Below are 12,039 nucleotides of genomic sequence, written 5' to 3'. Positions count from 1 at the left end.
GCAACATAGAGAGTTGACAGTTGGATGAAACTCTCTATAATGCGTCCTATTGCGGGAATAGCTCAGTTGGTAGAGCATAACCTTGCCAAGGTTGGGGTCGCGAGTTCGAGTCTCGTTTCCCGCTCCAAAATTTAAAAAGCCTTTATCTAACGATAAAGGCTTTTTTATATTTAAAATTTACTTTTTTCTAAAATTTTAATACTTTGCAATAAGTAGGTTAAATAATAAATTTAAATTCTGCCATTTATAGATTTACCAAAGGTTAAATAACCCTTACATACTGTCACTACCCTTTCTTCTTAAAATCCCATAGTTTAAATAACAATATTTTTTAAAAAAGAGCTTAATACCAAATGAAAAAGTCAATTATTGCAATTTCTCTAGCTTCTCTTGTATTAGTCGCTTGTAGTAAAACTGAAAATAAAAAAGTTGAAGAGCAAACACCAGCTACAACTGAAGCTGTATCAGAAGCAACTGTAGCTGATACTGCACATACTGCTGAAAATGCATTAGATTGGAATGGCACATATAAAGGCATACTCCCTTGTGCAGATTGTGAAGGTATTAAAACCGAATTAGAACTTAATTCAGATAAAACTTATGAGATTAAAGAAACGTATCTTGGTAAGGGGGATGGCAAACCATTTGAAAGCAAGGGTAGTTTCCAATTTGATAGCAAAAATTCATCTATTATTGAATTAGATAAAGCTGGTGATAGCCGTAAATATTTTGTTGCTGAGGGTTATTTAAAAGCATTAGATATGGATGGTAAAGAAATTACGGGTGATTTGGCTGATAAATATCAACTCAAAAAAGAAGCTGAATAATCTTTTTAAATTTTAAATGCTCGCTGTTGCGAGCATTTTTATGATTAAAATAAAAAACCCTGCTTAAGCAGGGTTTTTTTGAATCAATCGAGGCTTAGTGAGCAGCGAATTGGTTCATTGTGTTTTTAGCATCATCGTGCGCTTTAAGAGCGTTGTCACCAGAGAAGATTTCTTTGTGATCATCACCGATGTCAGAACCAGCCATTGCTTGGTGTTTAACACAAGCGATACCACCGCGGATTTCTTTACGTTGTACGCCAGCAACATAAGCCAACATACCTTCAGAACCGAAGTAACCTTGTGCAAGCTCATGAGTAGAAAGAGCAGCAGTGTGGTAAGTCGGAAGTGTGATCAAGTGATGGAATACACCCGCTTCACGAGAAGCATCTGCTTGGAATGTACGTACTTTTTCATCAGCATCAGCAGCCAATTCAGTAGCATCGTACTCAGCGCTCATTAATTTAGCACGGTCGTAAGCAGAAACGTCTTTACCTTCAGCAACCCAACGGTCGTAAGCTTGTTGACGGAAGTTTAACGTCCAGTTGAATGATGGGCTGTTGTTATAAACAAGCTTAGCATTTGGAACTGTTTCACGTACACGGTTAACCATGTGAGCGATTTCAGCAACGTTAGGCGTCGCTGTTTCGATCCAAAGAAGGTCAGCACCGTTCTGTAAGCTAGTTACACAGTCAAGTACAACGCGGTCAATTTGAGTGCCTTCACGGAACTGGTATAGACCAGAAGCAAGACGTTTAGGACGGTGAAGTTTACCATCACGCTTGATCAGGATTTCGTCTTCTTGAGCTTCTGAAATGTCGATTTCAGTTGTGTCTAAGTAGCTGATATATTGAGAAGCGATGTCACCTGGCTCTTTAACCACTGGGATTTTTTGAGTCAAGTCAGCGCCTTCAGAGTCAGTACGTGCAACGATGATACCGTCGTCAAGACCCATTTCTAAGAATGCATAACGTAAAGCGTGGATTTTAGCGATGAAGTCTTCGTGTGGAACAGTTACTTTACCTGCTTGGTGACCACATTGTTTCGCGTCAGATACTTGGTTTTCAATTTGTAGTGCACAAGCACCAGCTTCGATCATTTTCTTAGCAAGTAAGTAAGTCGCTTCTTCGTTACCGAAACCAGCGTCGATGTCAGCAATAATTGGCACAACGTGAGTTTGGAAACCATCGATTTGAGCAGTGATTTCAGCAGCTTTAGCAGTGTCACCAGCTTCTTGAGCTTTTTTAAGAGCACGGAATAAATCGTTTAATTCTTTCGCGTCAGCTTGACGTAAGAAAGTATAGATTTCTTCGATTAATGCAGGAACAGAAGTTTTTTCGTGCATAGATTGGTCAGGAAGTGGACCAAATTCTGAACGAAGTGCAGCAACCATCCAACCAGAAAGGTAGATATAGCGACGTTCAGTAGTACCGAAGTATTTTTTGTTCGCAATCATTTTTTGTTGAGCGATGAAACCGTGCCAGCAACCTAATGATTGAGTATATTTGCTAGAGTCAGCATCATAAGCAGCCATATCACGACGCATAATCGCAGCTGTATATTTAGCAATATCTAAACCAGTTTTGAAACGGTTTTGCATTTGCATACGAGCAGCATCTTCTGGGCTAATATCGCGCCAAGTGTCGCCGAATTTTGCTTTTAATTCGCGGATTGCATCAATCGCTGTTAAATATGTAGACATGATATATTCCTTTAGAGGGATTGGCATCGAATGATCGCAAAAAACCATGCTTTTATAGTCTAGATTTTAAGCACTTCATCAACATATTGCACAGCTTAGTCTGTGCAAACAGATTAATCCAATATTCTTGGTTAATTTTCAGTATTTATTTATGAAATATACAGATAAAACGATATAGAATATTCAAAAAAATAAACCAAGACTTTGATATATAAATATTTTTAAAAATAAAATTCATCATAAATTATTCATTAAACAATCTAACTCGTATTATTTCTATACATTTAAAACAACTATCCAATACCAAAACATATGAATGAATAAAGCGAATAAATGCAGAAATGGCCATCGTGTTTTTATATATTGAATATCATTTCCTCATGATAATGAATCTGTTATAAGCTTATTCAAGTTTAATAAGACCAAACCATTCAACTATTTGCTATACCTTTTATCTCGTTTTAAGTTACACAAACGGCTTTAGTTATGTCATAATTCATCACAATTCAAAAATTTTATTTTCGGTATTTTTTTTATGAATCTGGAGCGGGTTGATCTCAATTTATTGATTTATCTTGATGTACTTCTTCGTGAAAAAAATGTTACACGTGCTGCAGAACAACTGGGTGTCACTCAACCCGCAATGAGTAATATTTTACGTCGCTTACGTAATTTATTTAACGACCCTCTACTCATTCGTTCTTCTGAAGGCATGACACCAACTGAGCGTGCACTCGAATTACAACCACGTATTCGTGATGCATTATCAGATTTGTCGATGATTCTCGAACCACGTACCGAATTTAGACCTTATACCAGTACGCGCGTTTTTCGCATAATGACTTCCGATTATGCTGAAGCAACGCTCGTACCGCGTCTTGTAAAAGCACTTCGCTCTGAAGCGCCAAATGTTGTACTGGACTTCTTAACTCCAAGTGATGTCTCTTATCGAGATATGGAGCAAGGCAAAGTTGATCTAGCCATTAACCGCTTCAATGAAATCCCGCAAAGCTTCCATCAGGTTTTGGTATGGCGCGATAGTTTTAGCTGTATTTTAAATGATAAACACCCTGCTGTAACCCATCTCAACCTTAAAAGCTATTTAGATGCTCAACATATTTGGGTTTCTAAAACAGGTATGGGTGTTGGCTTTGGCGTAAATCCAGATAAACAAGCAGGACTTGGTTGGATTGACCAAGCTTTGGAACGAATTGGTCAGCGTCGTAAAATTTCCGTGTTTACTCGCCACTATCAAATGCCTGCACTTTTAGCGCAAAATGTTGATCTGATTGCAACATTGCCAACACGTATGGCACGTTTGCAAGCACAAAATCCTCGTCTTCTTATTAAAGACCCACCATTTTACATTCCAGAATTTGAGCTTAAAATGGCTTGGTGTCCATTGCTACACCATCATCCTGCACATCGTTGGTTAAGACAACTTATCCTCTTTGTAGCACGCCAAATGATCGAAGAAGAAAATCGTGAGTTTCTTTTAAATAATTCACAATTTTCACAATACTAAAATATTGCTTTGTAACAATATGATTTCCTCTACGGATATGCTTGTTTCATAAGCAAAATTGTTATACTGAGGTAATACCCAATTACCTCTCTTCTTTTTTTATGTTACAACATATTCATAATAAACGATGAACCACAGGTGATGTGTGAGTCTCTTCCAAAATATTATTGTCATTATTCTGCTCATAACTGCGGCAGGTTTTCTCTCGCTCACTGAAATTGCACTTGCTGGTGCACGAAAAGTTAAATTAAAAATTTTGGCTGAATCTGGTGAAATTCGAGCACAAAAAGTTTTAGATTTACAGGAACAATCTGCGGACTTTTTTGCAGCCTCACAAATCGGTTTAAATGCTGTTGCTATCTTAGGCGGTATTTTAGGTGAAGCAGCTTTTCGCCCATTTTTTGTAGAAATGCTTAAACAGTTTTATGTAGGCCCTTGGCTAGAAACGATTGGTTTTGCTTTATCTTTCACTTTGGTAACTTCCCTGTTTATTTTGTTCGCGGATCTAATGCCAAAACGTTTGGCAATGATCGCCCCAGAAAAAATTTCCATTCGCGTTATTGAGCCGATTCAAGTTTTTATCAAGATTTGTAAGCCTTTAGCTTGGGGAATCAATGCAATTGCAAACTTATTGTTCCGGTTATTTAAAGTAAATACCATTCGTGATGACAATATTACGTTTGATGATATTTCTGCGGTTATGGATGCAGGAGCTCAAGCTGGTGTATTACAAAAACAAGAACACCACTTCATTGAAAATGTTTTTGAACTCGAAGAACGCACAGTACCATCAAGTATGACCACACGTGAAAATGTGGTTTATTTCACTCTAAAAGAAAATGAGAACAGTATTCGCCAAAAATTAGCCGAATATCCCTACTCCAAGTTTTTAGTTTGTAATGAACAAATTGACCAAGTCATTGGTTATGTTGATACCAAAGATATTTTGGTCCGTATCTTAAACAATCAATCCCTCCTTCAGCTGAATGAATCAACAATCCGTACTGTTCTTATTATTCCAGACACATTAACACTTTCAGAATTACTAGATCGCTTCCGTTCAACCAAAGAAAAATTTGCGGTCGTTATTAATGAATATGCCTTGGTGGTTGGTGTGATTACACTCAGCGACATCATGATTACTGTGATGGGTGATTGGGTCACACCAATGGAAGAAGATCAACAAATTATTAAGCGTGATAACCACTCATGGCTGATTGATGGTAGCACCCCAATTGAAGATGTGAAACATGTATTGGAAATTGAGGAATTTCCTGAAAATGAAAATTATGAAACGATTGCTGGTTTCATCATGTATCGTTTACGCAAAATTCCACGTCCAGCTGATGCAGTAGAATATGCGGGTTTTAAGTTTGAGGTAGTTGATATTGACCATTATAAAATCGATCAATTACTGGTCACTCAAATTATTCCCAGCTTAGAAAATGAACCGCCTTCAACAACAACTGAATAACTCATAAAAATTAAGCCCTTTGAAGGGCTTAATTTACCTGGTCAAAAACCAAACTAAAATCACCAATATGAAGAAAATCAAAATAAAGATTTGGATTCCGCCACGACTGCGTTGGGCTAACTGCTCCTGAATTAGCGCTTGTTCTTGTGGATGTTCTTTTAAATACCGTTCGACCAAGTCTTTGGATTCTTTCAACCCAAGACCTGTTTTCTCACGAGTAATTTTGATTGCATCTATCAACTGACCTGCTCTTAAAGCGTCTAGAGCCTCATGTGGGATCTCTATATTCAAACTCATAAATTTAACATCCTTGTTATTTATAATAATTTATTTGATTTCGTAGAAAATTTAATTTCCACCATATAGTGAAATTAATTGATCTAATGTAGCTTGATAATGAATTGCAATATCTTCTGATAGGATTTTATACGCACTATCGAACTGAACTATTGGCCACCCTTCTTTCCAAAATGGAAAGATGTTATGCAGATCATGAGTCACTATTGAATCTTCACGCACAATTGCTTGAGCAACCTGAGACAGAACTTGAGCTGTTTCAGCTCCATCAATCGCAAGATAATCAATACCTCGCACTTTTAAAATACGAATACGATCTTTTTTATAACGAATTTTTTTAGCTTGTCCAGAATTTAAACCTAATGCAAGTGTTACTGCTTCTACAAATTTATCTTCAAAACTTGTATTCAGTGCAACCAAAGCTTGCTTGTGTGCTTCTTGACGCCCAGCCTTCCCCCCATTACGGATGATTTCGTTCGCTTCTGCATCAAGCTTATCTTTTTTCATAGACTGTAAAATGTCTAAAATTTCGATATCGCTTAAATATTCAGGAGTTTGCTCAGTCATGGGAGTCCTTAGACAATAATTCAAAGAACTATTGTCTCATAAAAGACCTTTCAAAACAGAATAAAAAAATATCAGCTCGATATATTTATCAGTATTTTAAATTAAATCGAAGAATCAAAAACCTTCAAAGATATAAATTTCGAATTTATAAAATAAAAAAGCCTGCATGAGCAGGCTTTTAGAAGTCAGTCCAAGCTATTAAAGACGAACTAACTCCACGATTTTTTCAGCTGCTTCTTCAACTGTTTCAGCATTAATATCGGTATCTGTACCATCAACAGTTGTTGTAATAACCACTACACCTGTTTCACGCAATAAAACAGTTTGCTCAGTCGTTAAACCAACTTTTGCAATCGCAACCACACCTTGTTGAATCAACAAACTTTCCAAAGCCTGAGCCTGTTCAATCAACTGAGCAGAAACACCAATCACAGCTGGTTTCTGACCTAAACGTGCCGCACGATCTTCTGCTGTCACAGGATTGCTGTGCACAGTCCATTCTACTGCTGCTTCAATCATCCCCGCACCAACGGTAACGTTGCTTAAGCGGTCAATAAAAATCAACGAACCTGTATAACGGCTGTCTTGATATTGGTCAAATACCACTGGAGCATCAAACTCAATTACAAGATCTGCAATTGCATTCAACTCAAGCTCTTCAACTTGAGTATGTTCAAGTGTATTTACATTGACACGATAATTAATCGCACTGACTTTTGCAGGAACAGTTTGCGTACCAATTTTAAGGTTATACAGTTTACCTTTGACTAATGGATGTTCATTCATCCATACGACAGATGCACGAACACTACGCGAAATAAGCGGTTGTTCACCTGCACGAACTAAAACATTACCACGTGAAATATCAATTTCATCATTTAACGTTAAAGTAACCGCTTGGCCTGCAATTGCTTGTTCAAGATTCCCATCAAAAGTGACAATTTCTTTCACCGTTGATTTTTTACCTGATGGCAATGCAACAATCTCATCACCGACATTGATTTCACCCAGCGCAATCGTACCTGCAAAACCACGGAAATCAAGATTTGGACGATTCACATACTGAACAGGGAAACGAAATTCTTTTTTGTTCGAATCACGCTTAATTTCCACTGACTCAAGAATGCTCATCAAGGTTTGACCCTTGTACCAAGGCGTACTTGCAGATGGATTAACAACGTTGTCGCCATTCAATGCTGAAATCGGAACGAATAAAATATTCTCTGGACGACGCTCACCAAGCTGGCTTAAGAATGCATCATATTCGACTTGAATTTCGTTGAAACGGGATTCAGAGAACTCAACCAAGTCCATTTTATTGATCGCAACAACGATATTTTTAATACCAAGTAAACTTGCAATAAAAGTATGACGGCGAGTTTGCGTTTGCACACCATAACGCGCATCAATCAGGATAATCGCAAGATCAGCTGTTGATGCACCTGTTGCCATGTTACGCGTATATTGCTCATGTCCTGGCGTATCAGCAATGATGAACTTACGCTTTTCTGTAGAGAAATAACGATAGGCTACATCAATCGTAATCCCCTGTTCACGTTCAGCTTGTAAACCATCAACCAGTAAAGCAAGGTCAGGAGCATCTCCTGTTGTACCTACTTTTTTACTATCACGCGTTACTGCTTGTAATTGATCTTCATAGATCAACTTTGAATCATAAAGTAAACGACCAATTAGCGTTGACTTACCATCATCGACGTTACCGCAAGTCAAGAAGCGCAAAAGGTCTTTATTTTCGTGCTGTTTTAAATATGCCAAAATATCTTGGCTAATAAGATCTGATTGATGAGACATTGCTCAAAACTCCACAAAATTTGAAATCTAATTTTGTAATTTCCCTAAATCCCTCTTTTAACAGAGGGACTTGCTTAAGGAAATTAGAAATAACCTTCCTGCTTTTTCTTTTCCATTGAGCCAGCTTCATCATGGTCAATCATACGACCCTGACGCTCTGAACTGGTAGCCAAAAGCATTTCTTGGATAATTTCAGGCAATGTATCCGCCTCAGACTCAACTGCACCTGTTAATGGGTAACAACCAAGTGTACGGAAACGTACCGATTTCATTTGAGGAACTTCACCTTCCTTTAAACGCATACGCTCGTCATCGACCATGATTAACGTACCGCTACGCTCTACAACTGGGCGTACAGCCGAGAAGTAAAGAGGAACAAGTTGAATATTTTCTAAGTAAATATATTGCCAAATATCTAACTCAGTCCAGTTAGATAAAGGGAAAACACGAATACTCTCACCTTTGTTCACTTTACCATTGTAAAGATTCCAAAGTTCTGGACGTTGGTTTTTTGGATCCCAACGATGCTTCGTATCACGGAATGAATAAACACGTTCTTTCGCACGTGATTTTTCTTCATCACGACGTGCACCACCAAACGCAGCATCAAACTGATATTTATCTAATGCTTGTTTTAAACCCTGAGTTTTCATGATGTCGGTATATTTTGAACTACCATGATCAAATGGGTTAATGCCTGCATCACGACCTTCTTTGTTCTGATGTACGATCAAATCAAAGCCATGAGTTTTTGCCATGTTGTCACGGAATGAGATCATGTCCTTAAACTTCCAACCTGTATCTACATGCAGGAGTGGAAAAGGAAGCTTAGCAGGATAAAATGCTTTCAAGGCAAGATGTAACATGACTGCTGAATCTTTACCAATTGAATAAAGCATCACTGGATTTTCAAATTCAGCTGCAACTTCACGAATAATATGAATACTTTCTGCCTCAAGTTGCTTGAGGTGAGTTAATCTATTTTCAGTCATGTACATATCCCCCCTTATCAATGTTACCCATAAAATCTATAAGTGGTATTAAACCACCACTTGGAAGACCGTGTGGAGGAACGAGTATCATAACAACTCCAATTTTTCGTGATATCGATATTCTTACTAGTGGACAAATGAGCAATCTAGTAAAGTTTATCCATTATAATAATTTAGAACGGCTTCTTTAGCTTGTTTTTTCATATCAATATGCAAAATTGTGATATGCATAGCTCAGAAAGAAAAGAAGGACTGTTAAAAATAACATGAAATTAAATTAAACAAAAAAAGAAGTCGAATTCGGCTTCTTATCTATTTAGCTCTGTACACGACAAATTTCATAGGGCCCTTGTCCTATCAGGCTTTTTCTTCCTTAAAATTACGAGCACTTTCTTAAATTCTTCTTTTTTCCCGAAACCAATCAAACGTAGAATAGCCATTTGAACATAGTCCAAACCGTAGCGAAATAAACTTAGTGAAAGTCGTCCATGCTTCTTTAGTTTTATGGCTTTTTTTTGATCATGTTGCCATTCACCTGTTAAATAGCACCAACAGAAACCGATAGCTAGGACTCGTCTAGGGTCTGTTAAACGAGTATTTTCAAGATTGAATCCACGTCCTTTGAGACAACTAAATAAGGTTTCGATTTCCCAGCGTAATGCATAATCACGAATAGCTGAAGCATTAAACATAGGAAAAACAAAAAGTAAAAGTTCTCCATCTTCTATTAGATGCAGAAGAAAGGTTACATGTCTGTTTTACAATTAATGCCAGCATAATCAGTGTAAAACATTTTACATGTGACTTGTTCCACTTTCGATATTTGTTTAAGATGAGATGTAACTCATTGAAATGTGTCATCATATTCGTCGTCAAAAAACAAGTATTATGCCATTATTTCAATGAGTTATCTTTTTTTGTCATGTACAAAGCCAACAAAATAAAAAGCCACTTTTAAAGTGGCCTTTTATTAATAATAAGTGAGTAATTAATCTTTACGGCGCATGTGTGGGAATAACAATACATCACGAATACTTGGCGCATTAGCAAATAGCATAACCAAACGATCAATACCAATACCTTCACCTGCTGTTGGCGGTAAACCGTATTCTAGTGCTTCAATAAAGTCCGCATCGTAATGCATTGCCTCATCATCACCAGCATCTTTTTCTTCAACCTGTGCTTGGAAACGCTCAGCCTGATCAATTGGATCATTTAACTCAGAGAAACCATTGGCTAACTCACGACCACCAATAAAGAACTCAAAACGATCGGTAATGTGTGGATTATCATCATTACGACGAGCGAGTGGTGAGGTTTCAGCTGGATACTCTGTAATGAATGTTGGTTGACGAAGTTTAGTTTCAACAGTTTCTTCAAACACGATTGTTTGTAATTTGCCTAAACCGAAACCAGGCTTCACTTTTTCTTTCAACACATCTTGAGTAAATTTAGCCAAGAACTCACGATCATTTACATTTTCAGGCGTAAAGTCTGGATTGTGCTCAAGAATGGCGTCAAACATTGATATTTTCTTGAATGGACCTTTGAAGCTATACACCTCATCACCATAAGGCACATCGGTAGAACCTAAAATGTCGACTGCCAATTTCTCAAGCATGTTTTCAGTCAATGCCATCAAGTCTTTATAATCAGCGTAGGCTTGATAAAACTCGATCATGGTAAATTCAGGGTTATGACGTGTTGACACCCCCTCATTACGGAAGTTACGGTTAATTTCAAACACACGCTCAAAACCACCCACTACAAGGCGCTTTAAATAGAGCTCTGGCGCGATACGCAAATAGAGTTCCATATCCAATGCATTATGATGTGTTACGAATGGTTTTGCAGATGCACCACCCGGGATCACATGCATCATTGGTGTCTCAACTTCCATGAAACGCTCATTAGTTAAGAACGCACGAATACCTGCAACCACTTTGGCACGAATTTCAAAAGTCTTACGTGTTTCTTCGTTGACGATCAAATCTAAATAACGCTTGCGATATTTCGCTTCTGTGTCAGTTAAACCATGGAATTTATCTGGAAGCGGACGAAGTGATTTGGTTAATAATTCAAATCCTTCAAGGTGTACATATAAGTCACCTTTGCCAGAACGTCCGATATAACCTTCACCGGCAATAATATCGCCGAGATCTAGGCTTTTAATCGTTTCTAAAACGTCTGCTGGCAAACCTTTACGATCTACATAAAGTTGGATACGACCTGTCATATCTTGGATCACAATAAATGACCCACGGTTCAACATGACACGACCCGCGACTTTTACATAAACTTTTTCAGCACCTTCGATTTGTGCTTTATCTTGATCTTTAAATTGTTCCTGTAAGTCACCTGTATAGTGCTCACGTTTAAAGGTATTCGGCCAAGGACTTTTACCGCTTTGTTTAGCAGTCTCTTGGATTTGCTTTAACTTGGCATGACGCTGTGCGATTAAATCGTTTTCGGAAAGTGTTTGTTCAGAAGTCGATTGAGCGTTTTGTTGCGTCATCTCTGCCTCGATTTAAGTAAAATTGAAGTGGCATAGAATAGCAGATCAAAGCCCATTTTCGCACCATTTCAGTCACACAATCGTGAAAAAAGCAAAGATTTATCAATTTCAAAGCGAAAATAATACTTTTATCTTGCAATAAATATGTACTTAAAATGATTTCTATTGCTCAGCGAATTGTTTAACCAAAGCTAACCCTTTTTCCTTTGTACACGACAAAAAAAGACAACTCATTGAAATAATGGCATAATACTTGTTTTCTGACGACGAATATGATGACACATTTCAATGAGTTACATCTCATCTTAAACAAATATCTAAAGTGGAACAA

At 37.6% G+C, this 12,039-nt stretch carries 9 protein-coding genes, 1 tRNA gene and 1 pseudogene; 4 read left to right on the top strand and 7 right to left on the bottom strand.

The window, feature by feature from the left end; translation table 11 throughout:
* The first annotated feature begins 51 nt into the window (after positions 1-51).
* A tRNA-Gly gene (locus tag HYG88_RS11575) sits at positions 52-127 on the top strand.
* Between the two features lie 226 nt (positions 128-353).
* Positions 354-827 carry a copper resistance protein NlpE gene (locus HYG88_RS11570; RefSeq protein WP_005157556.1) on the top strand — a complete coding sequence of 158 codons (474 nt, stop codon included), beginning with the start codon at positions 354-356 and terminating at the stop codon, positions 825-827.
* 94 nt (positions 828-921) lie between these two features.
* Here HYG88_RS11570 and HYG88_RS11565 read toward each other — a convergent pair whose 3' ends face one another.
* The gene (locus tag HYG88_RS11565) at positions 922-2,526 is read right to left on the bottom strand and encodes an isocitrate lyase (protein WP_087537123.1); all 1,605 of its coding nucleotides are present in this window, start codon (positions 2,524-2,526) and stop codon (positions 922-924) included.
* 535 nt (positions 2,527-3,061) lie between these two features.
* On the opposite strand from HYG88_RS11565, the gene HYG88_RS11560 reads away from it, so the two are divergent.
* Together HYG88_RS11560 and HYG88_RS11555 are read left to right on the top strand one after the other, a co-directional pair.
* The gene (locus tag HYG88_RS11560; protein ID WP_004663040.1) at positions 3,062-4,051 is read left to right on the top strand and encodes a LysR family transcriptional regulator; all 990 of its coding nucleotides are present in this window, start codon (positions 3,062-3,064) and stop codon (positions 4,049-4,051) included.
* A gap of 145 nt (positions 4,052-4,196) precedes the next feature.
* Entirely contained in the window at positions 4,197-5,525 is a 1,329-nt protein-coding gene (locus HYG88_RS11555; RefSeq protein WP_005157561.1) for a hemolysin family protein, read from the top strand.
* Between the two features lie 33 nt (positions 5,526-5,558).
* Here the strand turns inward: HYG88_RS11555 and HYG88_RS11550 are convergent, their stop codons facing one another.
* The 6 genes and pseudogenes from HYG88_RS11550 to lysS form a co-directional block, all read right to left on the bottom strand.
* A complete protein-coding gene (locus tag HYG88_RS11550; RefSeq protein ID WP_087543902.1) occupies positions 5,559-5,822 on the bottom strand; it encodes a ribosomal protein L7/L12 in 264 nt (87 codons plus the stop codon).
* Positions 5,823-5,873: 51 nt separating this feature from the next.
* A complete protein-coding gene (locus HYG88_RS11545; RefSeq protein WP_178883134.1) occupies positions 5,874-6,389 on the bottom strand; it encodes a hypothetical protein in 516 nt (171 codons plus the stop codon).
* A gap of 198 nt (positions 6,390-6,587) precedes the next feature.
* Complete coding sequence (gene cysN, locus HYG88_RS11540) at positions 6,588-8,201, bottom strand: sulfate adenylyltransferase subunit CysN (protein ID WP_178883133.1); 1,614 nt, start codon at positions 8,199-8,201, stop codon at positions 6,588-6,590.
* Between the two features lie 83 nt (positions 8,202-8,284).
* Positions 8,285-9,193 carry a sulfate adenylyltransferase subunit CysD gene (cysD, locus tag HYG88_RS11535; protein ID WP_005157587.1) on the bottom strand — a complete coding sequence of 303 codons (909 nt, stop codon included), beginning with the start codon at positions 9,191-9,193 and terminating at the stop codon, positions 8,285-8,287.
* 338 nt (positions 9,194-9,531) lie between these two features.
* Positions 9,532-9,921: pseudogene (locus HYG88_RS11530) on the bottom strand (IS4 family transposase); the annotation flags it as partial.
* Between the two features lie 260 nt (positions 9,922-10,181).
* A complete protein-coding gene (gene lysS / locus HYG88_RS11525; protein WP_005157591.1) occupies positions 10,182-11,708 on the bottom strand; it encodes a lysine--tRNA ligase in 1,527 nt (508 codons plus the stop codon).
* Positions 11,709-12,039: the final 331 nt, after the last annotated feature.

The sequence above is a fragment of the Acinetobacter sp. SwsAc4 genome, assembly GCF_013391535.1.
Taxonomy (GTDB): domain Bacteria; phylum Pseudomonadota; class Gammaproteobacteria; order Pseudomonadales; family Moraxellaceae; genus Acinetobacter.
The sequence above is the reverse complement of the archived record's forward strand: the minus strand, read 5'-3'. Positions and strand labels throughout refer to the sequence as shown.